Here is a 23,227-nt window from a genome sequence, read left to right as displayed (position 1 = left end):
TTTTATTAATGTCTAATCTATGGCCCGCCGGGCCATTGCTGCCCATGTCGCAGGCCATACGTTGAATCTCGGACCAATTCGTTTCCGGTTTTCGCTCGAAATCTAGGGGTAGGTTTCATGTTGGTTTCAACAAGGCGAAGGTGGGGCACCGGGTAACTTCACATCGCTCGATGCGGCGTTTGCCCGCGTCAGGGGATCAATAAACAGGAGATACTTAAATGACGGAAACTGCATACGGTAACGCCCAGGATCTGCTGGTCGAACTGACGGCGGATATTGTGGCTGCCTATGTTAGCAACCACGTCGTTCCGGTAACTGAGCTTCCCGGTCTTATTTCGGATGTTCACACGGCGCTCAGCGGAACATCGGCGCCGGCGTCGGTGGCGGTCAATGTCGAAAAGCAGAAGCCTGCCGTCTCTGTCCGCAAGTCGGTTCAGGACGATCACATCGTCTGTTTGGAATGCGGCGGCTCGTTCAAGTCGCTCAAGCGACATCTCACGACGCATCACAGCATGACGCCGGAAGAATATCGCGAAAAATGGGACCTGCCTGTCGACTATCCGATGGTTGCGCCCGCCTATGCCGAAGCCCGCTCGCGGCTCGCCAAGGAAATGGGTCTCGGTCAGCGCCGTAAGGCCAGCCGTTGATTTTATAGACTGTCCGGCGGGACCTGTTTTTTCTCCCCGCCGCATCAACCCGCTGCCGCGACCTTCTCCCCAGCGGGGAGAAGGCGCCAGCGAAAGCGGCTCGCTCCGGTTTTTGGCGATGCTGGAGTGCGTGTTCCATGCAGATGTATGCTCAGCCGGTCCTGTGACCGGCTTTTTTATTGCCGCGTAAAATTTCGATGGAGGAAAAAAATCCTTTCTCGTGTACGTCAATTCTGCAAAAATAAAACCGTATCAATCAGATAATCTTCAGTGGCAAATTTGCGCTTCCCCACGATTGCTTCCAGGTGTATGAATTAATTCCTATTCGTAGAGGAGTTGCATATGCCGTCGGATACTGTGTTTCTGCCTGCCGCCGCGCGGCCTTGCGTGCGGGTCGGCGATCGTCCTTTTCGTCATTGGCCGTCTGCGGCCGGGCGGGAGGAGATTTCCCGTCTTTGCCGTCTGGTACGGCAGCTAACCGGCGAGATGGTGCAATTGGCGGGAGGCCGAACGCTGGTGCGGCGCGACAGCCGGCGCACGGAATGCCACATCCGCCAGATTGCCATGTATGTGTGCCATGTGCAGCTTGGCATTCCCATGTCGGATATCGGGCCGTGTTTCGGCCGGGACAGGACGACGGTGGGCCATGCCTGCCAGGTGGTGGAGGATCGGCGTGACGAACCGGCATTCGATGAGTTCGTCGCCGCGCTGGAGCGGCTCACCGGCAATATCTTCAATGCGATGAAAGGCGGCCGGGATGAAAGCGAAAAGTAGCGCCCCGGTCGCACCCCAAAACCCTCATCTCCTGCGGCTGCTGCGTTGCATCGCCGCGGGCGCGGTGGAGATGTCGCAGGAGGGTGGCGACATCGTCCTGCGCCGGGCGCGGGCAGGCCATCCTATGCCGCGGTTTTCGGCCGCGACGGTGCGGTTCGCCGTTTCTTCCGGGCTGGTCGAGCAGCGGGACAACATTCTTTCCGCCACGCCGCCGCTCGCTTCCTGGCTGAAACGTGCAATGGCGAAAGACCGGGATGAGGTTTTTCAGGACCAGCACCGGCATATGCAGACGGTTATTGTGGATGTCGGCGAAGGGAAGCAGCCGGCCCGGCGCAATCTCAACACCTCTCCCCTGACCAGCCTTGCAAGGCTGAAGGAACGGGACGGTGCAGCGTTTTTCCCGGCGGATGCTCTGGGGGCGGGTGAACGCCTTGCCGCCGATTTTCATCGCGGCCATCTCAATCCGAAGGTAACAGCGACATGGGAGCCGAGAATAGCGAACCGCACCAAAGGCGAGGCGGGAGGGGTGCTCGATCTCACCGAGGCTGCAATGGCCGCAAGAATGCGGTTTTCCCGCGCGGCCGATGCGATGGGGCCAGAACTGGCGGGCGTCGCCATCGATATCTGCTGCTTCGAAAAGGGGCTGGAGACGGTGGAGCGCGAAAGGCAATGGCCGGCGCGGTCGGCAAAACTGCTGTTGCGCGCAGCACTGCTGGCGCTTGCCCGCCATTATGCGCCGCCTGTGGCCCGCGCCGGCAGGAAGGAACACCATTGGGGCGATGCGGATTATCGCCCGTCGATGACGAGGTGAAAGTCAGGCGGCCAGCAGCCGGCCTTCCTCGCGGATGCGCTTGATCATGGAGCGTAGCCCGTTGGCGCGCTGCGACGACAGATGTTCAACCAGCCCGATCCTGTCGAACACCTCGATCGCGTCGAGACCAGCGATTTCGGAGGCTCTCTTGCCGGAATAGACAGCGAGCACGATGGCGACGAGGCCGCGCACGATATGCGCATCCGAATCGCCTTCGAAGGTCAGGAGAGGGTCTTCGGCGCCATCGCTATGGCTGACGAGCCAGACCTGGCTTGCGCAGCCATGCACCTTGTTCTCGGGCGTGCGCTTGTCTTCCGGCAGATCGGGAAGCGCCTTGCCGAGTTCGATGACATAGCGATAGCGATCCTCCCAGTCGTCGAGGAAGGCGAAGTCGTCAAGGATCGTTTCGAGAGAGGCCATTTGCGCGCCGTATCATCCATCATTGCAAGGTGTTTGCTAGGATATAGGGGAAGCGCGGCCGGTTTTGAACCATGGACCATGAAAAAGCCCACGGAAAACAGGTTTCCGTGGGTAAGTCAGGCAGGCAATCGGCAGCCGGATATTTTCGGCTGCAAAAAAAGGGGTTGTGGCGCGCTGGCCGGCAGAGATCAGGGCGACAGCATCAGGGCGCAGGGCGTTTCTGCGGCAGGGGAATGACGGTGCCGGTCTTCAGCATGTCGGTATCCTTCGGAAATTCGACGCTGACGACCGGAGCTTCGGCCAGTTTTTCGGTCTCGACTGCGAGTTCAGCCGCGGGAGCGGGCTTGTCGCCGGAAGCGAGCTGCTTGTCCAGCAATTCATAGGCGACCTTCGCCCCTTCCTTTGCCCTCTCGCCGAGCGCATGGAAAGTTTCGGCGCCCTTGACGCAGACATCGGGCTTTTCGATGCAGATGGCGCTGACATAACGATAGGCTTCACCGGCGGCCGAAACGGCGCTGGGAATATCGAAGGCCGAAGGTTCCTTGGCCGGATCGTTGCTGCTGCCGAGATAGGACAGCGCCACCAGCACCAGCGAAAACCAGAATGTTCCTTTGATCAGAAACCACATTGTCGGACACCCTGCCAGATGATCTTTGTTTTCTAAAGCCCCGCCCGGTTTCGGGTCATCGGCCTTTGTCCCGTTTTTCGGGCTTGTGAAGAAGCTACAGGCGACCGGCGAACAGCCGATTGCAAAAAGCGACGCAATTTAATTCAAATTGTATCTATTCTCCTCGTATCGGGACGCCTGCTGGGAATTCATTCGAATTTTAACAGTCGATGTTAAGCATAATTGCGACAGAGGCCGCGCGTTCCGGGCGAAAGCGGCGCACGGCTTTGCCACAAAAGTTAACATGATGGCAAAAATGAAGCGAAATCCGTCGCTTACCCGTCATTAACCATGATTGGGAAAGCTTCGAAGAAATGCCCCGTAATGGGACTGCGCAGCATTTGACGGGCCTTTGAGGCCATTCTTTTTATCCATTCCTTAAGCCGCCGCCTTCTATTGTCGGAGCCGTTAGAACCGCCTCAGGGATTCGGTGTTGGTATTGCGTAATATGAGAGAAAAAGCGGTCGCATTGGTCGACCATGCCGCAGGCAGATGGCTTGCGCGCATGGAAGAGGACACCGAAAGGCGCGCCGGAACCGTTGCGCGCCTGCGCTGGCTGATCGCCTTCAGCGCCGTCGGTCTTGTTGTGACGCCGGCCCTTTTCAGCCTTGTCGTCAGCCCCGCCATTGCACTGCCCATTGGCGCTGCTCTGGTGCTGGCGCTGTTTCTGGCTGCCGCCGCACTTCTGATTGCCTTTGCCCACTCCGCACGCGGCGCATCTTCCCATTCGGTCTCGCCGGTGCACGACGACCTTATCGCGGCATCGCAGGTGCCGGGCCTCGTGCTGATGATCGGTGAGACCGGTTTCGTCGAGCACGTCTCCGGTCGCGATCTCGCGGCGTTCCCGAACGACCTCCAGGCCAGCAAGGGCCATGTTCTCGTTGAATACGTCCATGTTTCCGACCGCATCGAACTGATGCAGGCTTTCGACATGTTGCGGCAGGGGGAGGACAGGGCGACGGTGGAACTTCGCTTCGAGACCGGTGCGAAGTCGCGTCAGGCGCAATTCATGCACGGCCGCATCGAAATGACGGCCATTCGTGGTTCAACGGGCCGCCTGCGCCGTATCGTCGCCCAATTGACCGATGTTACCGACATGGTACGCCTGCGCCGCGATGTCGCCCGCAAGGCGGCCGAAGCGGAATCGGCCAATGACGCGAAATCGCGCTTTCTCGCCGCCGTCAGCCACGAGCTGCGCACGCCGCTCAACGCCGTCCTCGGTTTTTCCGATATTCTGGCCGGCGAATATTTCGGCCGGCTGGAGAACGACCGCCAGCGGGAATATGTCGGTCTCATCCGCCAGTCAGGTGCGCATCTTCTCTCTGTCGTCAACACCATGCTCGATATGAGCAAGCTGGAAGCCGGCCGTTACGAACTGATGATGGAAAGCTTCCCGATTGCCGAGACCATCTCGTCCTGCGAGGCGATGCTCAGCCTGCAGGCGAAGGAAAAGGGTCTGACTTTGACCAGCCGCATCCAGCGCGGTGTCGGCGAAATTTCGGCTGATCAGCGCGCCATCCGGCAGGTTCTGATCAATCTTGCCGGCAACGCCATAAAATTCACCGATGCGGGTGGTGTGGTGTCGATCGACGCTGCGCGTGAGGGCGCGATGCTGAAATTGACGGTGAGCGACACCGGCATCGGCATCGCTTCCGACAAGATCGAATTGCTGGGCCAGCCCTTCATGCAGGTTCAGAATGAATATACCCGTCGCTATGAGGGCACGGGTCTGGGATTGTCCCTGGTCAAGGGGCTTGTGGCACTGCATGGCGGCACTTTCGCCATCGCCAGCAAGCCCGGCGAGGGAACGGTCGTAACGATCACCCTGCCTGCCGACGGTTCGGGCATGGCGGGTGGCGGCGAAAGCGCCGAAGCCGAAAGCATGGTGGAATTTCCGCCGCGCATCCGGCAGCTCGGCGATATGGCCGCAATGATGAAAAAGGATGGTGACAATGGCCCCGCGAAAGCGAAAACCGCCTAAGAAAACAACGGCCCAGATTGGCGCCGGGCTTGTTTCCTTGGTGGTTTCGGCCATCGGGCGAGAAATCCTGCGCCGTCCGAAACTGGTGGGCGGCTCAGGCGCTTTTGCGGTCGTCTTCGGTTTTGTCGCCGCCAATGCGCTCTGGTATCAGCCGGGTGTGCACCCGTCGCCTTTCCTTCGCACGCGCGACGCGGAAAACCCGAACGGCATTGCCGGTTATCGCCCGGCCGAGCATCTCGGCGTGCAGGGCAATGTCACCACCTTCCGAATAGAACGACCGGCGGAGACGCAAAACACGCAGCAGCCGGCGGCCGAGACGCCGGCGCAATCTGTTGCAGAAAGTCAGAAGCCGCAGCAGATCGTTGCCGATATTCAGACAGAACTGAAGAAACGCGGGCTTTACGAAGGCGAGGCGGATGGCCGCATGGGTCCGCGCACCGCCGCCGCCATCATGTTCTTCGAAGAAACGCTCGGTATGGAACAGACCGGCGAGCCGACGACCCGGGTGCTGGCGGCGCTGAAGATCGATGGCGCGACCGTTGCCGCAATCCCCAGGGAACGGCCTTCCGACACCAGCGGCGGTGGAGTGGAAATCGACCCGGTTGCGGCCGCCATCCGCAAGGCGGAAGCGCCGCGCCCGAAGGCCGAGCCGGCCTCCCTCAGCAGCGCTGCCAAACCGGCAAGCCGGGAGCTGGTCGCCAAAATCCAGCAGGGGCTGATCAATATCGCTTATGCCGATGTGAAGGTGGACGGTGTGGCCGGCCAGCAGACCCGTAATGCTATCAGGGCGTTTGAAAAACATTATCGCCTGCCGGAAACCGGCGAGCCGAGTGAGGTCGTGCTGAAGAAGCTGAAGTCGATCGGGGCGCTTTAGAGGTCGGATTTTCGCGGAGGAAGGTGCGCTGGGCTTACCCCCCTCTGCCCTGCCGGGCATCTCCCCCTCAAGGGGGAGATCGATCCGCGGCAAGCGCTCGCCCATCTCAACGTTTGAGAATGGAGCAGTGGAAGAGCCTCTTGCCGATCTCCCCCCTTGAGGGGGAGATGCCCGGCAGGGCAGAGGGGGGTTAAGCCCCGCGCACCTTCGGCCGCCCAAAATCAACAACAGCATGCCCACCATTTCCATCGAAAGCACCCCATGCGCCTCAAATCCGAAATGTTCGTCTCAGCCCTCATCCGCCGCGTCTTCGCCGCCGGCGGATTTGCGGCTGTCGAAAAGAAGGGGGCGGAGGAGGCGGGAGCGATCTTTGTTCGCCAGCGTCTGCGCGATGGCCGCGAGAACCTCTATGGGCCCGCGCCGCAAAGTTTCGCCGATGACGAGGACATCCGCGCCGAGCGCCGCTTCGAAACGCGCCTTGCCGGTGCGGATGGCGAGGAAAGTGCCGCTCTTCTGGAAAGGGAGCGTCGTTTCGACAGCGACCTGTGGGTGGTGGAGATCGAAACCGACGAGATTGGAACTCTGCTGACGCTGGTGGACCAGCCCAAGGCCTAGAGCCAGGAAAGCAGACCCCGGTTTTCCGTCCGCGAAGGGCCTCGCGCCGCAAAAGGCGCAAGTCTGGACCTGACTATCCTTGCGTCCCGGTTCTCTGCGCAGCCGGTATGTTGCGGCTCGGTCGTTCGCGGCCATGCGTATAGCTGTCGGCCCGCCGCCAGCTTTCCAGCCGCTCTTCGCATTCCACGATGTCGAGACGGTCGAGCAGGGCTTCGGCACGGCTCATATCGCCTGCGGCGGCGGAAAGATGCGGATAGAAACATTGCAGCACGAAAGCCGCTTCGGAAAATTCCATGCCAAGGCCGGTCAGCGTCGTTGCCAGCTGCGCGCCTGATATATCGAGCATGATGCGCTCCGACAGCCAGTAGCTGGAGGAGAGAGAATCCGCCAGCGTCACCGCGAATTGCCGGGCGTTGCGCTCGCGGGCGAAACGCACCAGCAGCGCTTCCTGCACCTCGCTCAGCCGGCGAAGGCCGAGAACGTCGCTTTCCGGGCGGTTGAGGTGATGCGCCATCTGCTTGATCCGCTGGCGCATTTCCTCTTCGAGCGCGGAGGCGGCGGCGAGGTTGTCCGTCTTTTCTTCCGCTTTCGGCTCTTCAGGGCTTTCCGCTGCCTGCGGTTCGGCAGCCGTCGTCTGTTCATCCGGACGCTTCAGATCTTCGGCGTGACGCAGCCCGACAAGCGCGTCGATGACGGTGGGGGAGAGGTCTTCACGGCGCACGATGGCGCGCGCATGCGCCGCCCCTTGCGTGCGGGCAATGGTGATCAGCGTGTCGTCATCGAGGCATTTGGAGGAAATAAGGAATGGCGCTGCAAGCGAAATCGGCTGGCAGGCGATAAAGAAGGCGACGGCCGAAGGCACGCTCGGATGCTGCGAGAGTGCGGCGATCGCCTCCCGCTTGGCTTCATCGGTGGAGGCGTTGAAAAGCGGCATGAAAAGTTCGGCGAACTGCCGAAGGTCCGTTTTTGACGGATGTGAAACATTCTCGAAATTCGTCACGGTGGCCATCAGCACCACATCTTTCTTCCTCACGGCTCTTGGCCTCTCAAGTTCTCGAAACCGGTCGGTCAACGCACTACCCAACAAACGCAAACACAATATCGGCTCAAATTAGAGCAAATGCGTTGACGCCCTGTTAACTATGGGGGGTGGCAAGAGAGAATCCGCATCTTTCAACAAGGAAATTTTAAAACCTTGATGGCGGACGAAGGACCGTGGAACTTTACCGCATCGCCTTTGTTTTCAAGGCGGGCAGCTCCGGCCGGAAGAAGTTGGGGTCCGGCAATTAAGGTTAACGGATCATTAACCTCTGTCTGTTTGTAATTTCATGGGCAGTATTAGGATTCCATGTTATTCTTATCGACGGAATAAATGAGAAAATGGCATGTGAAGCCTGAATCTGCGCACGATCCCCTTATAAGAATCGCCTTGGATTTTTGGATCGTGCGAAAACCAGTCTGTGGACTGGCCTATGCGCAATGTGATGGTGATGAAATTCCCGACGCAAGACGAGGCTTGCGCGGTTCCCATGGGCAACATTGACAATCATGTCCCGAAGAGGAGATGAGCATGGCAGAGATTATTCCAATCGGCGACGCCCGACGAAACCTGCGCCCCGCCGGCGCGGTGGCAACCGTGATCGGCCCGGCGAAAGTCGTGCTGTTTACCGGCGTGCGTTATGAAAAACGCGATACCGAGCCGACCGGAAAAGTCGCGCGCAAGGGTAAATCCGCAGCGGAAACCGCCCTCAAATCCTGACGACGCAGAATAACCGACGTTATTTCCACGCCGTCGGCTGGCATTTCGCCTCGTTCAGGAACCGTTCCGCCTCTTCGCCGAAACTCGGCTGCGGCACCATGGTCCGCAACACCACATACCCTTTCGTCTGATCCGATTCCGCCAGAATGGCCTGCGAAAGCGCGGGTGGTTGCGCCTTGCGGATGGCGGCGATCTGCACCGCATCCGCCACCAGAATATCCATCACCCCGCCGGCGGACGTGCGGTCATTCATGCTGAAAACCTCATTCGAGGCCTTGTCGTAAACCGCGACCGACCAGAAGGGCACGGCCCCGATGGCGGTGAGCCTGACCGGCTTGTCCTCGATATCGAAGGTGCAGACCGCGACCCGCATGAAGGGATCGCCGCTGCCAAGCGTCTTTTTCTCCGCCGTCTCTTCGAGCAGATGAAACTGATGCGGCTTTCCTTCCGCCACCGCGCGCGTATAGGCGTCGCGATTGCTGAAATGCGGTATCGCCAGAAGAATGATGACATGCAGCACGGCTGCGCCGACGAGACCAGTGAGGATGGCGAGCAGAACCCTAAGCATTGCCACACCCCAGCTTGCGGATTTGCGGCATGGAGATATCAATCAGGCCGGAACTGCCCGCGACGGGCGTGTCGAGCAGGGTCATGACCAGCCTGAAGGTCTGGCCCTGCGGCACCGACAGCCAGTTATAGGTCTGGGCGTCAGCGGCGATGGTGATGTCGACGCCGCCATCGGCGCTGCGCAAAAGCGTGCGGGAATTCAGCGCGAAGGGCCGCCCCGCATCCTCCGCCAGCACATTGCCCTGCTGATCGGCGGTGTAAATCGTCCAGAAACGTGCGGGCGGCACGGCGCCGGCCAGCTGGTAGCGGCACTCGCCGCTCAGGCGTTGCCCATCGCTGTCGACGGAGGCGGTGAAGGCCAGCCCTTCTGCGGTTCCGTAAAGCAGCTTGCCGGCGTCGGCGCGGTGCGATTTGGCGTAAGGATCGGCCTCGATCGTCTGCGCCACGGGAAACGCGTCCCAGGAGCCGACGCGGATCGATCCAAAGCCGGATGTCGCTTCAAGGGCTGCCAGCGTCGCGGCAATACCGCCGCCAAAGGCGATCAGAAGGGCGATGCCGACAAGGAATGGAACTCGGAACACGCTGTTTTCCCGTTTTTGAACAGGTCGAGGACTATCACTGATTCCCTGTTTGGAAAATGGCGCGGCTTGTTTAGTCTTCGTGAAAATGATCACAACCAGGGATATTCCATCATGTCGCGACAATCCGCAATCGACCGTGCCGCCGCCTGTTTCGACGATGGCGACTTCGAGCGGGATTTGTCGCAACGCGTTTTGCGACGGACCGAAAGCCAGAATGAGGAGCAGGGCGAGGAACTGACGCTTTATCTCGAACAGGAAATGCTGCCCGCATTCGCCGCCATGGGTTTTTCCTGCACCATCCTGCGCGACCCGGCGGCGGATTTGCCGTTTTTGATCGCCGAGCGTTTCGAGGGCGACACGCTGCCGACCGTGCTGGGATACGGCCACGGGGATGTGGTGCGCGGTCAGGACGAGGGCTGGGCCGAGGGCCTTTCGCCCTTTGTGATGTCTGAACGCAATGGCAGGTGGTATGGGCGCGGCACCGCCGACAATAAGGGGCAGCATTCCGTCAATATGGCGGCGTTGAAGGCCGTGCTCGAGACACGCGGCAGGCTTGGTTTCAACGCCAAATATCTGATCGAGATGGGCGAGGAGAGGGGATCCCCCGGCCTGAGGGAGATTTGCCGGAACCATGGCGAGCGGCTGAAAGCCGATCTTCTGATCGCCTCCGACGGCCCGCGCCTGAATGCGGAACGGCCTACGGTTTTTCTCGGCGCTAGGGGCGGCATCACCTTCGATCTGGTGATCGAGGCGCGAGAGGGCGGCCATCATTCCGGCAATTGGGGCGGGGCGCTGTCCAATCCCGGCGTGCAGCTGGCCCATGCCGTCGCAAGTCTCGTCGGCCCGACCGGCCAGATCCGCGTGCCGGAACTGGTGCCGGAGGAATTGCCGAAAGCGGTGCGTGAGGCTCTTGCCGATTGTGAAATCGATGGCGGGCCGGACGGCCCGAAGATCGATCCGGACTGGGGCGAGCCCGGCCTTTCCACCGCCGAGCGGGTGTTCGGCTGGTGCGCGCTGGAAGTGCTGGCTTTCGAGACCGGCAATCCGCGTGCGCCGGTCAACGCCATTCCGCCACGGGCATGGGCGCGTCTGCAATTGCGTTTCGTTGTCGGTATCGATCCGGAGGCGGTTCTGCCCGCCGTGCGGCGTCACCTCGACCGGCAGGGTTTCGCCATGGTGGAAATCGCACCTGCCGGCGACGAGATTTTCCGCGCGACCCGGCTCGATCCGCAGGACCCATGGGTGGATTTCACGCTGCGCTCCATTGCCCGCACCACGGGCAGAAAACCGGCGCTTCTGCCCAATCTCGGCGGTTCGCTGCCCAACGATATCTTTGCCGATATCCTCAGACTGCGCACCATCTGGGTGCCCCATTCCTATCCCGGCTGCTCGCAGCATGCGCCGAACGAACATTTGCCGAAGGAGATCGCCCGCGAGGCGCTTACCCTTATGGCCGGGCTCTATTGGGATATCGGAGCCGGCGACACGCCGCCGCTTTAGGCGCCAATGACAAGCTTGAAGGCGATGGCCCACATGGTGACGGCGATGACGCCTTCAAGAATGCGCCAGGCAGACGGTTTCTCGAAGATCGGCCGCAGCCAGCGCGCGCCGTAACCCAGTGAAAAGAAGAACACCAGCGAACCGGTGGCCGCGCCCGCCGCGAAAGTCTTTTCGAAGCCGGGAAACTGCGTGGAAATGGTGCCGAGCAGCACGACGGTATCCAGATAGACGTGAGGATTGAGAAAGGTGAGCGCGAGACATATGGCCAGCGTCTGCCACAGGCTAGCCTCCTGCCGCTCCGCCACCGAAAGCGCCTCGGAGGAGCGCAGCGCCGAATGCAGGCTTTTGGCGCCATACCAGACGAGGAAGGCGGCCCCCGCATAACGCATGATGGGATCGAGCGCCGGCATGACGGCGCTGATCCGCTGAAAGCCGAACACGCCCACCGTAATCAACAGCGCATCGGCAAGGGCGCAGGTGGCGCAGACTGCAAACACATGCGAACGCGCCAGCCCCTGTTTCAGCACAAACGCATTCTGCGCGCCGATGGCGACGATGAGGCTGAGGCCCATCGTCAGGCCGGTGAAGAAGATCTGGATATCCATGCGCGTCGCGGCCCCTGCCTCTGTCCATTGTGGAATGGCCGAAGGCGTTGCTTCCGGACCGAGTGCTTGGATATTTCCGTCAGATGGTTTAATCCAGTTAAATAAACTCAATCCAGATAAGCTGAACTAATGAGCCGCAACGCTATTCCACGGACGGATATCATGAGCGCTTTCCTCACCTCCATCCTCATTCCTGTGCTTGTCACAGGAATCCAGCCGACGCGCGTCTGCGCGACAAGAGAGTCTTTTCAGCCCAAGGACTTAGGCTTGCTGGATTCCTGTGACAAGCACAGGAATGAGGGAAGGGAGGACCGCCGCCAATGGTCCGAGTCCTTACACGTGCTATGTCAAAACCAGCCTTCACAGCGGGTATCATAATGCTCGACTATCCCTCCATGCGGGCCGTGGCGCTCGTGGCCCAGACCGGCAGTTTCGAGAAGGCGGCGCAGGTGCTGTGCGTCACGCCATCGGCCGTCTCCCAGCGCATCAAGCAACTGGAGGAGCGGCTGGGCGTGGTGCTGATCGTGCGCGGCAATCCCTGCGTGGCGACGGAAAAGGGCGAATGGCTCTGCCGTCACATGGATCATGTCGGCATGCTGGAAAGCGAATTGTTCCGACAACTTCCGGCGCTGGCGGAAGCGGGATCGGCGCAGGAGCGCGTGACGCTCAACATCGCCACAAACGCCGACAGCCTCGGCACATGGTTTCTGGATGCGGTTTCGAAATTCACCGGCGGCTGCGATTATCTCGTCAATATTGCGGTGGACGATCAGGACCACACGGTGGAATGGCTGCGCGGCGGCAGGGTGCTTGCCGCCGTCACGGCCCATGCCAAGCCCGTGCAGGGCTGCCGGGTCACAGCGCTCGGCGTGTTGCGCTATCATGCCACCGCCAGCCCGGATTTCATGGCCCGCCATTTCGCCGGGGGCGTCACGCCCGCTGCCCTTGCCCGCGCGCCGGGACTCACCTTCAACCAGAAGGACAGGCTGCAGGCGAGCTGGATCAGGCAGGCGCTGGGCGAGGAGGTCTCCTATCCCACCCACTGGCTGCCCTCGACGGACGGCTTCGTGAAGGCGAGCCTTTCCGGCATGGGCTGGGGGCTCAATCCGGTGCAACTGGTTTCGGAGCATCTGGCTGCTGGCCGGCTGGTTGAGCTGATACCGGGCACGCCGCTTGATATTCCGCTTTATTGGCAGGTGAACCGGCTTGCGGCGGAGCGGTTGACCGGGTTGACGGCCAATGTGGTGGCGACGGCGAGGGCGGTGTTGTTGCGATAAGTTGCGGTTTGGAGAAGCGGCGGCGACGGAGTTCGTGGCTCACCCTTTCCCACGCTGCAACCTCACCGCCGTGCCGCATCCTCCTTGCCCTCGCGCAACGACGCATCCGCCACCTTCTGCGTCGTCACACTCAAAGCCGAAGCGTCCTTCATCTTCCTGGCGATGGAACGGATCACACGCGTTGCCTCGGCCGAGAGCGAGCGTGGGCGGGTGAGGGCTGGCAGGGCGGGGGTGCTGGCGGCTGCGGCCGCCACTTGCGCCGAAGGTTGCGGGCGCGCACCTGTCGGCAACGGGTTCTGGATGCCGGGAATGGGGCGCAGCTCCATGCCCTGATGGGCATAGTCCATCAGCCGCTTGAAAGTCATGGCCGGAAGCGCGCCTCCCGTCATATTGTTCATCGGCGTGAAATCGTCGTTCCCGAACCAGACGGCCGTGGTGTAATTGCCGGTGAAACCCACATACCAGGCGTCGCGATAGGCCTGCGAGGTGCCGGTCTTGCCGCCGGAAACGATGCCGTTATCCAGTGCGCCGCGCCTAGCCGTGCCCATGACCGGGATCGTCACCAGCATCTGGTTCATCTTCGAATTGGCGTCTTCTGAAAGTACCCGTTTGGCGGGCGCTTCGTTGTGGCTGAAATCGTAGAGAACGTTGCCCTCGTAATCCAGCACCTGCTCGATGCCGTGGCGGCGCGACTGCATGCCGTCGGCCGGGAAAACGGCATAGGCGGTGGCCTGATCGAGCACCGTCACTTCCGATGTCCCGAGCGGAATCGTCTTGTCGCTGCGCAGCGGCGTGGCGACACCCATGGCCTTGGCGGTATCGACGATGACCTGCGTGCCGAGTACGTCCTTGGCAAGACGCACGGGCACGGTGTTGTAGGATTTGGCGAGCGCCATCTGCAGCGTCACCTTGCCGGCATAGGAGCGGCCGTAATTCTGCGGCGACCAGCCGCGCCAGGTCACCGGCGCGTCGGAGATCAGCGTCTCCGGCTTCATGCCCTTTTCCATGGCGGCCGAGTAGGTGTAGACCTTGAAGGAAGAGCCCGGCTGGCGCAGCGCCGCCGTGGCGCGGTTGAACTGGCTTTCGCCATAATCCCGGCCGCCGACCATGGCGCGCACGCCGCCGCCGTTCTCGATCATCACCATCGCGCCCTGCTTGACGCGGTAACCTTCGCCGAATTCGCGCAGGCCCATTTCCATCGCCTGTTCGGCGGCCTGCTGCAAGCCAGTATCGATAGTGGTGCGCACGACCACGGTGTGGTCCCTGAACTTGCCCTCGGCGGCCAGCCGCTGCACTTCGTCGAAAGCCCAGTCGAGGAAATAATCCGGCGCCTTCACATCGGCGCGGTCGATGACGGTGGCCGGGTTGCGCCTTGCGCCGATCACCTGCCCCTCGGTCATCAACCCGCTCTGCACCAGGTTGGAAAGCACCGTGTTGGCGCGGGCACGCGCGGCGGGCAGGTTGACATGCGGCGCATATTTGGCCGGGGCTTTGAACAGGCCGGCCAGAATGGCGGATTCGGCCAATGTCACGTCGGTCAGGTTCTTGCCGAAATAAAACTGCGCCGCTGCCGCAGCACCAAAGGTGCCGCCGCCCATATAGGCGCGGTCGAGATAGAGGCTGAGGATTTCCTTCTTCGACATGTTGGTCTCGAGCCACAGCGCGAGGAAGGCTTCCTTGATCTTGCGCTCCAGCGAGCGCTCATTGGTGAGGAACAGGTTCTTGGCCAGCTGCTGCGTCAGCGTCGAGCCGCCCTGCACCACGCCGCCGGCGCGGGCGTTTTCGCTCATGGCGCGGGCAAGGCCGATGAAATCGATGCCGAAATGGTCGAAGAAACGCCGGTCCTCGGTCGCCAGCACCGCCTTGATGAAATGGTCCGGCATCTGGTCGATCGGGACAGAATCTTCATGAATGATGCCGCGATGGCCGATGGTATTGCCGTAACGATCAAGGAAAGTGACGGCGAAATCGCCGCGATAACGCCAGTCCTTCTTGGTTTCCTCGAAAGCCGGCATGGCAAGCGCCAAAAGCACGACGGAACCCGCCGTTCCGAAAGTCAGCGCGTCGCAGGTCAGGTTGACGAGAAGCTTCTTCCAGCCCCGCACATGCAGCTTGCGCGAGGCGATGGTGACATCTTCCCAGAAATCCACCAGCCTTGCCGCAGCCGTCCACAGGCCGGAGTCGATGAAGCTATCGATCCGGAGCAGGATGTGCCGTTTTTTCCGGCCTTTTTTTTCGTTTTTTTCTTCCTGCACCTGGCGATGTTTTCCTGTTCAACGCAACGCGATCATCGATATTCTGCGCTTCAACCCATTCCCGACGCAAAACCGTGGCATGGTTGTGTCGGAATTGCTTGACGTGGCGGCCTTTCGCGGGCCAATGACCCCTTTGCCGCCTGCCAATATGCTAAAATATCGTACAAACCAGCCCTTGGCGATACGATATAAAGGATTAGGGACCGGTTAAATACTCCCGTCCAAGAGATCAAAATGAAACGGAAATGTTAACGATGAATGACGCGCCGTTCTGGAAAACCAAATCACTCACGGAGATGTCCGGCGAGGAATGGGAAAGCCTGTGCGACGGCTGCGGCCTGTGCTGTCTGAACAAGCTGGAGGACTGGGACACCGGCGAAGTGGTGTTCACCTCGGTCCGCTGTGTGCTGCTCGACGGCGAGAGCTGTCGGTGCTCAGATTACGAAAACCGCCGCGCCACCGTGCCGGACTGTATTCAGCTGGACCTGAAGAAGGTGCATGAGATCGGCTGGCTGCCGCCCACCTGTGCTTATGCGCTGGTGCGCGACGGCAAGGATCTCTACTGGTGGCATTATCTCGTCTCCGGCGATACGCAAACGGTGCATCAGGCGGGCATTTCCGCGCGCGGCCGCACCGTCAGCGAGGCCGATGTGGATGTTGACGACTTCGAGGATTATGTGGTCGACTGGCCCCTGACAGTGGGTGAGACGGTCGGCGAGAGGGCGGGCGAAAAAGAACGGACCTGACGGAAAACGTCAGATTTTGTTTGGTCCTATTCCTGCCCCATCCGTCTCCTAAAGGCATGTCATCCGAAAGCGTGTCACGGTTTCGGGGTACGACTTGTCTGAAAACAAAGACAGCTTCCGGCAATTGATCCGCAAAAGCGGACGAGGGACATCAAAACGCATGCGCTACCGGCTGCCCGCCATCGTTCTTTCATGCCTCGCCCTTCCGGGGCTCCTGCCGTTTTCCGCTGGTGCCCAGCAACAGCCCCAGGCCTTCGAATGCACGCTGGTCACCTCCATTGAAACCGGCGCCATCATCAACCAGCAGGGCGCCTGCGACCAGCGCGTGGCGCCGGCCTCCACCTTCAAGGTGCCGCTGGCGCTGATCGGTTACGATGCCGGCATCCTTCAGGATGAAAAGACGCCCGCCTGGGACTGGAAACCCGGCACGGAGGCGCGCGCCTCCGACCGCAAGACGGTCGATCCCTCAATATGGGAGCAGGATTCGGTGCTGTGGTATTCGCGTGAAATCACCCGCCGTCTCGGCCCGGAAAAATTCGCCGCCTATGTGAAGCGCCTCGGTTACGGCAATGCCGATGTGTCCGGCGAGCCGGGCAAGAATAATGGACTGACCCATTCCTGGCTCGGATCGTCGCTGACGGTTTCGCCGGTGGAGCAGGTCGGTTTCCTGCGCCGCCTCCTGGCCGGCAATCTGCCGGTCTCGCGCGATGCGCAGGCGAAAACAAGGGCAATCGTTCCGGTCTTCGATGCGCCGGAAAGCTGGGCCGTGCACGGCAAGACCGGAACCGGCTACATGCGCGACGAAAAGGGCAATCCAGACCGCAACCGTCCCTTCGGCTGGTTCGTCGGCTGGGCGGAGCGCGAAGGCCAGCACATCGTCTTCGCAAGGCTGCGCGTTTCCGACAAACCGTCCAACGAGCCGCTCGGCCTCGCGGTGCGCGATGCCTTCCTGCGCGATATTCCCCGGCTGGCCGTGCACCGGTAGCCGTACGCATCTAATAAAAGCGTAGTTTTTGCGACGTGCTCTTTCCCTCGTCCCTGTGCTTGTCACAGGAATCCTGTGTATTGGATTTGTGTTATAAGGGTTGCGGGCGGAAGGCCGTCGGGGTCCTGATCGATGCGCGCTATCACATAAGCATTTGCGGTCATGATCGACCTCTTTTTCACGAAGCCACATGCAGCTCAAATGAGCACCAAATTCAACGAGTGTAACGCTGCTCCTGCCGTATTCTCCCTTGTCGCACGGGCGGCAACAAGAAGCCCCACTGCGCTCACAATTGTGTGTTCAACAAAAAGTTTCCGCTTCCCTTGACCTTCCCATCATGGGAATCTCTACATAGGGTCTCGAAAGGGGATTTCCCATGAACGAGACAGTCAAACACGCCCATCGACATGAGCCGGTTTCCATTCCCGTGGAAGGCATGACCTGCGCTTCCTGCGTGCGTCGGGTGGAAACGGCCGCGGCCAAGGTGCCGGGTGTCATGTCGAGTTCCGTGAACTTCGCCACGAAGAAGCTCACCGTCGAGCCGGCCGAGGGTTTTTCGGCCAAAACGCTTGGCGCCGCCATCAAGAAGGTGGGTTACGATATTGCACCGGATCGGCATGAATTTGCCGTTCAAGGTCTGCACAGCGATGCGGATGCTGCGCGGTTGAAGGCCGTTCTGGAAGCCGTCGCAACCACCATTAACGCGGCTGTCGATACCCCAGCCGGCAGGGCCGCTGTGGAGACCATCGGCGGCCGGCGTGAACGGGACGTGCTGGTGGAGACGGCAAGACTTGCCGGCTTTGCATTGACGACACCAAAGCCGCACGACCATTTAGCGCATCAGGACCACAACAAGCACGAGGGGCATCATCATGGCCACAGCCAGATGGCGGCGGGGGAGGCCGGCGGCCATGACCATATGCAGCATGCGGGCGAAGAGGGCGCGCTGAAACGCGACCTGACGATTGCCGCGATCCTGACCGCGCCGCTTTTCGTGCTGGAAATGGGTGGGCATGTCTATGAGCCGATGCATCACTGGCTGATGGGCATTATCGACACGCAGAACCTCTATTACATCTATTTCGCGCTGGCGACGACGGTGATTTTCGGACCGGGCCTGCGCTTCCTGAAGACCGGTTTTCCGGCCCTGCTGCGCGGTGCGCCGGAGATGAACTCGCTGGTGGCGCTGGGCGTCACGGCCGCCTATCTCTATTCCGTCGTGGCGACCTTCGCGCCTGATCTCCTGCCGGCAGAGGCGCAGTTCGTCTATTATGAAGCGGCCACCGTCATCGTCACGCTGATCCTGACCGGACGGCTTCTCGAAGCCCGCGCCAGCGGCCGCACGGGAGACGCCATCCGCAAGCTCATGAGCCTGCAGGCGAAGACCGCCCGGGTGGAGCGCGACGGTTCCACAATCGATATTTCCCCCGAAGACCTCGTGGCCGGCGATATCGTCGTCATCCGTCCCGGCGAAAGGCTGGCGGTGGATGGCGAAGTCGTCGAAGGCTCCTCCTATGTCGATGAATCCATGATATCGGGCGAACCCGTGCCGGTGGAAAAGAAGGTCGGCGCAACGGTCGTCGGCGGCACCATCAACAAGACAGGCGCCTTCAAGTTCAAGGCGACCAAGGTGGGCGCCGACACCATGCTGTCGCAGATCATCCGCATGGTGGAGGAGGCGCAAGGGTCCAAGCTGCCGATCCAGCTGCTGGTGGACCGCGTCACCGCGCTCTTCGTGCCGGTCGTCATCGCCATTGCGGTGCTGACCTTCATTGTCTGGGCGATATTCGGTCCTGAGCCCGCCTATACTTTCGCGCTGGTCAATGCGGTGGCGGTGCTCATCATCGCCTGCCCCTGCGCCATGGGTCTCGCCACGCCGACATCCATCATGGTCGGCACCGGCCGGGCGGCGGAGCTGGGCGTGCTGTTCCGCAAGGGACAGGCCCTGCAGGAATTGCGCTCGGCGCAGATCGTCGTGGTCGACAAGACCGGCACTGTCACCAAGGGCCGCCCGGAACTGACCGATCTGGTGGTTGCGGAAGGGTTTGCCGATAATGAAGTGCTGGTGCTGGTCGCCGCCGTCGAGGGGCGCTCGGAACATCCGATTGCCGAAGCCATCGTCCGGGCTGCGGAAGAAAAGAAGGTGGCGACCCCGGCAGGACTCGAACCTGCAACTATCGAGAACTTCGAAAGCGTGACGGGTTACGGCATCGCCGCCACCGTCAATGGTCGCAGGGTCGAAGTCGGTGCGGATCGTTACATGGCCAAACTGGGCCATTCCGTCGATATTTTCGCTGAAGCCGCCGCAAGGCTGGGCGACGAGGGCAAGACGCCGCTTTATGCCGCCATCGACGGCAGGCTGGCGGCTGCGATTGCCGTCGCCGATCCGCTGAAACCCTCGAGTATCGCTGCGATCAAAGCATTGCAGGCGATGGGCATAGAAGTGGCGATGGTGACGGGCGACAATGAACGCACGGCAAACGCCATAGCCCGGCAGGTCGGCATTTCCCGCGTGGTGGCGGAAGTACTGCCCGAGGGCAAGGTGAAGGCGATCCATGAGATGCGGGCAGGCGGCAAGGTGCTGGCCTTCGTCGGCGATGGCATTAACGATGCGCCGGCACTGGCAGAGGCCGATATCGGCATTGCCGTCGGCACGGGCACGGATGTCGCCATCGAAAGCGCCGATGTGGTCCTGGTTGGCGGCGATCTTCTGGGTGCAGTCAACGCCATCGAGATGAGCCGGGCGACCATGCGCAATATCAAGGAAAACCTGTTCTGGGCCTTCGGTTATAACGTGGCGCTGATACCGGTTGCGGCGGGCGTGCTTTATCCGGCCTTCGGCATCACCCTGTCGCCGATGATCGGCGCGGGTGCGATGGCGCTCTCCAGCGTCTTCGTTCTCGCCAATGCGCTGAGATTGAAACGGGCGAAGGTGGTTCATCGGGAGGTGACGTCATGAATATCGGGCAGGCATCGGAAGCATCGGGCGTTTCCGCCAAGATGATCCGTTATTACGAGCAGATCGGCCTCATCACGCCGGCCGCCCGTACCGGCAATAATTACCGGGTCTATGGCGAGCAGGACGTGCACAATCTGCGCTTCATCAAGCGGGCGCGCACGCTTGGCTTTTCGCTGGAAGAAACCGAGACGCTGCTGAAACTCTGGCAGGACAAAAGCCGTGAGAGTTCGGCGGTGAAGGAGATTGCGCTCGTCCATATCACCGATCTCGAGCAGAAGATCGCCGAGATGAAGAGCATGGTGAAAACGCTGTCGCATCTCGCCCATTGCTGCGGCGGCGACCATAGGCCCGATTGCCCCATCCTTGATGATCTCGCGGGTGCCGACAACACAGACGGCAAGCCAGTCAGAGCCCACTGAGCTTTAATGACAGCCGGCGCGACAGATCGCGACCGGCCAGAAGGAGAAAATCATGAGTGCAACCACCTTCCTCATTCCGGACATGACCTGCGGCCATTGCGAAAAGACGCTGCGCGGCGCTTTGACGGAAGTGCTTCCCGGCGCATCCGTCAGCATCGACCTCGATGCCCACAAGCTGACGGTTGCGGGTGATGCCGCAACTGCGGAAGCGGCGATCCGCGAAGCCGGTTATTCGCCGGAACGGGCGGGTTGAGGGACGACTTCCGTTTGCGCAGGCTTGAAAATGTGCTACATATGTTGCACAAAATGGAGCGCAGACGGATGACCGTAACGACGAGAATAAGACGTCAGGGCGGTGCGGCGGTGATGACCATCCCGCCCGCTCTTTTGAAAATGCTGGGACTGGAAATCGGTGAGCAATTGACGCTGGAGGTCGATAACGGCGCGTTGGTCGCAAGCCCTGTTCGGCAGGAAAAGAAACGCTTCACGCTTGCCGAATTGCTGGAGGGGGCGGATGAAGTCGCCGCTCTCAATGCCAGCGCGCGGGAATGGGACGAAGCGCCGCCAGTCGGCAAAGAAGCTCTTTGATGGTCCGCAGTCAGGTTCCAAAACGTGGCGACGTTTATCTGGTCGACCTCAATCCTGTGATCGGCAGCGAAATCAGGGACGAACATCGTTGTATCGTCATCACGCCCAGAGAAATCAACGCGGTTGGACTGTGCCTTGTCGTTCCCGTGAACACGGGCGGACTATTCACGCGCAGGGCGGGGCTTGCCGTGAACATATCGGGCCATAAGACAACCGGTGTCGCACTATGCAACCAGGTGAGAAGCATGGACATTGTTGCCCCTGCCTCCCAGAAGAAAGCGAAATATATCGAAACCCTTGACGATGCTACGATCGACGAAATCGTCGGTCGTGTCATCAGCATGATCGACCCCGCCTGAGTCGTTCGAGGACGAAATCCCTAAACCTCGTCGAAAGTTCCGCCTTCCCGCGAAGGATTGCGGTTGATTACCCGTTCCTCGGCATCGTCGGGCAGGGCCTCGTCGCTTTCCTGATAGGGGTCGTCCTCGGTCTCTGCCTCTTCTTCCTCGATTTCCTGTTCGATGGATTGCGGAATCTCTCCCTTGGCGGGCAGGGAGTCGATGTCGAGATCGAGCAAATCCTCGTCCATGGCGTCTTCGTTAAGGGGCAGGATTTTCTTGCGGTCCATGACGGTGTCCTTTCTGTCGGTTCTTCGGCAAACGAGCGGGCGCGCGGAGGGTTCCTGCCGTGCGGGATACCTTCAAAACAAATGACGTGAAAAAAGCCGTCTTGACCTCAATGGTGCTTGAGGTTCTAGTTTGCCCGCCGTACCCGAAAAAATGGAAAGGATACGGCTTTGTCGAGTATGGAAATGACGGAGAAAAATGGCTGGGGTGAATTGCTGAGCGGGGCTAACCTCTCGCTTCTGACCGTCATCTCCTCCGGTATCGGCCTGCACGCCTTCAACCAGTTCGCGGTGGTGACGGCCTTGCCCGTGGCCGTCAACGAAATCGGCGGCGCTGCTTTCTATAGCTGGGCCTATAGTCTTTATTTCGTCGGTTCCGTCGCGGGCGGTGTCACCGCCGTCCTGTTCCGCGAACGTTTCGGCGCGCGCGCCGTCCTGCTTCTCTGCTGCCTGATATTTTCCTTCGGTTCGGTCCTTTCGGCAATCGCGGCCGACTTTTTATGGGTCGTTATTGGCAGAGCCTTGCAGGGGCTGGCCGACGGGCTGATCGTAGCCGTGTGTTACAGCCTCATTCCCGCCGGTTTCCGCTCCGGCCTGCTGCCGAAGGTGTTCGCAATCGAAGCGGCGATCTGGGCGGTCGCCTCCTTCATTGGCCCGCTGACCGGCGGTTTTGCCACCGAACATATCTCCTGGCGCGCAACCTTTCTGCTGTCGGCGCCGCTGATCCTGCTGCTTCTGGCCTATACCGCGATTGCCGTCTCCGCTGAGCGGCCGGTGGCGGCGGCGCGCAGACCGCTTGTGCCGCTGGTTCTCTGCCTTGTCGGCGCATTGGCCTTTTCCGCTCCTTCCGCCTTCGAGGATGCGAGCCTGCGGGCGCTCTCCCTGCTGGCGGGGGCAGCGCTGCTGTGGGCCTCTCTGCGGGCGGGCATCCGGCCCTCAATCGGACTTTTCCCGAAGAATTCGTTCCGGCTGAAGACGGTGCTCGGCAGCGGTTTCTGGGTGCTGTTCCTGATGTCATATGCCCATGCGCTGGGCAGCGTCTATCTCGCTTATGTCGCCATCAATCTCTGGCAGCATGAGCCGACCTTTGCCGGTTTCATCGTGGTGACGATGCCACTAGCGTGGAGCTTCGTGGCGATGCTGATCGGCAGCCTGCGTTCTGCCCGTCTGCGGGAGATTTGCCTGCATTACGGTCCCTACCAGATGGTGCCGGGCTGTGCGCTGCTGGGGCTCGGGCTTGCCACCGGTAACTGGGGAGAAATGCTCGTCGGGCAAATTCTAATCGGTTCCGCCTTCGGCATGTCATGGGCCGGCATCAGCCAGGCCGCCATGGAGGCGGCTCCTGAGGAGGAGCGCAAGATGACAGGTGCGCTTTTGCCGACGGTCGCGACGCTGGGCGCCGCTGCCGGTGCAGGCGCCAGCGGCACCGTCGCCGCCGCCACCGATCTGGTGGGGCAGATCGAGCGGGCGGATGTGACGATGCCGATGGTTTATCTCTATGGGCTGGGTGTTGCCGTATCGGTGCTGGCGATTATGACCGCCAGCGGGTTGCGGGGCGAAAGGCGCTAAAGC

General features: G+C 60.9%; 25 protein-coding genes. 17 read left to right on the top strand and 8 right to left on the bottom strand.

From position 1 onward, the window contains the following. Window positions 1–218 precede the first annotated feature (218 nt). From ros to AGR1_RS08995, 3 genes are all read left to right on the top strand, one after another. Window positions 219–647: a MucR family transcriptional regulator Ros gene (gene ros / locus AGR1_RS09005; protein WP_003509257.1), complete on the top strand. Its 429-nt coding sequence runs from the start codon at window positions 219–221 to the stop codon at window positions 645–647. Window positions 648–989: 342 nt separating this feature from the next. Further along, entirely contained in the window at window positions 990–1,421 is a 432-nt protein-coding gene (locus AGR1_RS09000; RefSeq protein WP_149146721.1) for a helix-turn-helix domain-containing protein, read from the top strand. Then, window positions 1,405–2,232: a DUF6456 domain-containing protein gene (locus AGR1_RS08995; protein WP_149146720.1), complete on the top strand. Its 828-nt coding sequence runs from the start codon at window positions 1,405–1,407 to the stop codon at window positions 2,230–2,232. The genes AGR1_RS09000 and AGR1_RS08995 overlap by 17 nt, the downstream gene beginning before the upstream one ends. A 3-nt stretch (window positions 2,233–2,235) precedes the next feature. On the opposite strand, the gene AGR1_RS08990 is transcribed toward AGR1_RS08995, so the two are convergent. Further along, window positions 2,236–2,652 (bottom strand): SufE family protein, encoded by a 417-nt coding sequence (locus AGR1_RS08990; RefSeq protein ID WP_080791119.1) that lies wholly within the window; start codon window positions 2,650–2,652, stop codon window positions 2,236–2,238. 202 nt (window positions 2,653–2,854) lie between these two features. Continuing rightward, window positions 2,855–3,280, bottom strand: a complete 426-nt coding sequence (locus tag AGR1_RS08985; RefSeq protein WP_080791118.1) for a DUF5330 domain-containing protein — start codon at window positions 3,278–3,280, stop codon at window positions 2,855–2,857. 487 nt (window positions 3,281–3,767) lie between these two features. On the opposite strand from AGR1_RS08985, the gene AGR1_RS08980 reads away from it, so the two are divergent. The 3 genes from AGR1_RS08980 (at window position 3,768) to AGR1_RS08970 (ending at window position 6,789) form a co-directional block, all read left to right on the top strand. Then, window positions 3,768–5,300 carry a HAMP domain-containing sensor histidine kinase gene (locus tag AGR1_RS08980; protein WP_149146719.1) on the top strand — a complete coding sequence of 511 codons (1,533 nt, stop codon included), beginning with the start codon at window positions 3,768–3,770 and terminating at the stop codon, window positions 5,298–5,300. Further along, window positions 5,272–6,174 (top strand): peptidoglycan-binding protein, encoded by a 903-nt coding sequence (locus tag AGR1_RS08975; RefSeq protein WP_187772092.1) that lies wholly within the window; start codon window positions 5,272–5,274, stop codon window positions 6,172–6,174. Before AGR1_RS08980 ends, AGR1_RS08975 begins: the two co-directional genes overlap by 29 nt. A 261-nt stretch (window positions 6,175–6,435) precedes the next feature. Then, window positions 6,436–6,789 (top strand): DUF1491 family protein, encoded by a 354-nt coding sequence (locus tag AGR1_RS08970; protein WP_080791115.1) that lies wholly within the window; start codon window positions 6,436–6,438, stop codon window positions 6,787–6,789. A gap of 73 nt (window positions 6,790–6,862) precedes the next feature. Here AGR1_RS08970 and AGR1_RS08965 read toward each other — a convergent pair whose 3' ends face one another. After that, window positions 6,863–7,798: a DUF2336 domain-containing protein gene (locus AGR1_RS08965; protein ID WP_236760874.1), complete on the bottom strand. Its 936-nt coding sequence runs from the start codon at window positions 7,796–7,798 to the stop codon at window positions 6,863–6,865. A gap of 561 nt (window positions 7,799–8,359) precedes the next feature. Here AGR1_RS08965 and AGR1_RS08960 point away from each other — a divergent pair. Then, window positions 8,360–8,548, top strand: a complete 189-nt coding sequence (locus AGR1_RS08960; RefSeq protein ID WP_162854287.1) for a hypothetical protein — start codon at window positions 8,360–8,362, stop codon at window positions 8,546–8,548. Window positions 8,549–8,567: 19 nt separating this feature from the next. Here the strand turns inward: AGR1_RS08960 and AGR1_RS08955 are convergent, their stop codons facing one another. Together AGR1_RS08955 and AGR1_RS08950 are read right to left on the bottom strand one after the other, a co-directional pair. Next, entirely contained in the window at window positions 8,568–9,116 is a 549-nt protein-coding gene (locus AGR1_RS08955) for a DUF1254 domain-containing protein (RefSeq protein WP_077982692.1), read from the bottom strand. Next, window positions 9,109–9,696, bottom strand: a complete 588-nt coding sequence (locus AGR1_RS08950; protein WP_080791113.1) for a DUF1214 domain-containing protein — start codon at window positions 9,694–9,696, stop codon at window positions 9,109–9,111. Before AGR1_RS08950 ends, AGR1_RS08955 begins: the two co-directional genes overlap by 8 nt. A 111-nt stretch (window positions 9,697–9,807) precedes the next feature. Between AGR1_RS08950 and AGR1_RS08945 the strand changes: the two genes are divergently transcribed. Further along, window positions 9,808–11,196 carry a M20 family metallopeptidase gene (locus AGR1_RS08945; protein ID WP_080791112.1) on the top strand — a complete coding sequence of 463 codons (1,389 nt, stop codon included), beginning with the start codon at window positions 9,808–9,810 and terminating at the stop codon, window positions 11,194–11,196. Here the strand turns inward: AGR1_RS08945 and AGR1_RS08940 are convergent. After that, window positions 11,193–11,801: a LysE/ArgO family amino acid transporter gene (locus AGR1_RS08940; RefSeq protein ID WP_080791111.1), complete on the bottom strand. Its 609-nt coding sequence runs from the start codon at window positions 11,799–11,801 to the stop codon at window positions 11,193–11,195. The two genes, AGR1_RS08945 and AGR1_RS08940, sit on opposite strands and share 4 nt — an antisense overlap. A gap of 377 nt (window positions 11,802–12,178) precedes the next feature. Here AGR1_RS08940 and AGR1_RS08930 point away from each other — a divergent pair, with 377 nt between their 5' ends. Next, the gene (locus AGR1_RS08930) at window positions 12,179–13,078 is read left to right on the top strand and encodes a LysR family transcriptional regulator ArgP (RefSeq protein ID WP_080791109.1); all 900 of its coding nucleotides are present in this window, start codon (window positions 12,179–12,181) and stop codon (window positions 13,076–13,078) included. 62 nt (window positions 13,079–13,140) lie between these two features. Here the strand turns inward: AGR1_RS08930 and AGR1_RS08925 are convergent, their stop codons facing one another. Next, window positions 13,141–15,333 (bottom strand): transglycosylase domain-containing protein, encoded by a 2,193-nt coding sequence (locus AGR1_RS08925; RefSeq protein ID WP_136903022.1) that lies wholly within the window; start codon window positions 15,331–15,333, stop codon window positions 13,141–13,143. Window positions 15,334–15,587: 254 nt separating this feature from the next. Between AGR1_RS08925 and AGR1_RS08920 the strand changes: the two genes are divergently transcribed. The 7 genes from AGR1_RS08920 (at window position 15,588) to AGR1_RS08890 (ending at window position 21,389) form a co-directional block, all read left to right on the top strand. After that, window positions 15,588–16,079 (top strand): YcgN family cysteine cluster protein, encoded by a 492-nt coding sequence (locus AGR1_RS08920; RefSeq protein ID WP_080791108.1) that lies wholly within the window; start codon window positions 15,588–15,590, stop codon window positions 16,077–16,079. Window positions 16,080–16,239: 160 nt separating this feature from the next. Further along, complete coding sequence (gene blaOXA, locus AGR1_RS08915; RefSeq protein ID WP_137410972.1) at window positions 16,240–17,064, top strand: class D beta-lactamase; 825 nt, start codon at window positions 16,240–16,242, stop codon at window positions 17,062–17,064. A gap of 376 nt (window positions 17,065–17,440) precedes the next feature. Next, the gene (locus AGR1_RS08910; protein ID WP_187772091.1) at window positions 17,441–20,023 is read left to right on the top strand and encodes a heavy metal translocating P-type ATPase; all 2,583 of its coding nucleotides are present in this window, start codon (window positions 17,441–17,443) and stop codon (window positions 20,021–20,023) included. Continuing rightward, entirely contained in the window at window positions 20,020–20,442 is a 423-nt protein-coding gene (gene cueR / locus AGR1_RS08905) for a Cu(I)-responsive transcriptional regulator (RefSeq protein ID WP_149146717.1), read from the top strand. The genes AGR1_RS08910 and cueR overlap by 4 nt, the downstream gene beginning before the upstream one ends. Window positions 20,443–20,494: 52 nt before the next feature. Continuing rightward, window positions 20,495–20,695 carry a heavy-metal-associated domain-containing protein gene (locus tag AGR1_RS08900; RefSeq protein ID WP_080791105.1) on the top strand — a complete coding sequence of 67 codons (201 nt, stop codon included), beginning with the start codon at window positions 20,495–20,497 and terminating at the stop codon, window positions 20,693–20,695. Between the two features lie 68 nt (window positions 20,696–20,763). Then, entirely contained in the window at window positions 20,764–21,030 is a 267-nt protein-coding gene (locus AGR1_RS08895) for an AbrB/MazE/SpoVT family DNA-binding domain-containing protein (RefSeq protein WP_059753836.1), read from the top strand. After that, on the top strand, window positions 21,030–21,389 hold the full coding sequence (locus AGR1_RS08890; protein WP_149146716.1) for a type II toxin-antitoxin system PemK/MazF family toxin: 360 nt from the start codon (window positions 21,030–21,032) through the stop codon (window positions 21,387–21,389). Before AGR1_RS08895 ends, AGR1_RS08890 begins: the two co-directional genes overlap by 1 nt. 20 nt (window positions 21,390–21,409) lie before the next feature. Here the strand turns inward: AGR1_RS08890 and AGR1_RS29555 are convergent, their stop codons facing one another. Further along, a complete protein-coding gene (locus AGR1_RS29555; RefSeq protein WP_187772090.1) occupies window positions 21,410–21,658 on the bottom strand; it encodes a hypothetical protein in 249 nt (82 codons plus the stop codon). Between the two features lie 177 nt (window positions 21,659–21,835). On the opposite strand from AGR1_RS29555, the gene AGR1_RS08880 reads away from it, so the two are divergent. After that, the gene (locus AGR1_RS08880; RefSeq protein WP_187772175.1) at window positions 21,836–23,224 is read left to right on the top strand and encodes an MFS transporter; all 1,389 of its coding nucleotides are present in this window, start codon (window positions 21,836–21,838) and stop codon (window positions 23,222–23,224) included. The last annotated feature ends 3 nt before the right edge of the window (window positions 23,225–23,227 follow it).

This window comes from Agrobacterium sp. B1(2019) (genome assembly GCF_008274755.1).
In the GTDB taxonomy this organism is placed as follows: Bacteria; Pseudomonadota; Alphaproteobacteria; order Rhizobiales; family Rhizobiaceae; genus Agrobacterium; species Agrobacterium salinitolerans.
This window is presented reverse-complemented; position numbering and strand designations above follow the sequence as displayed.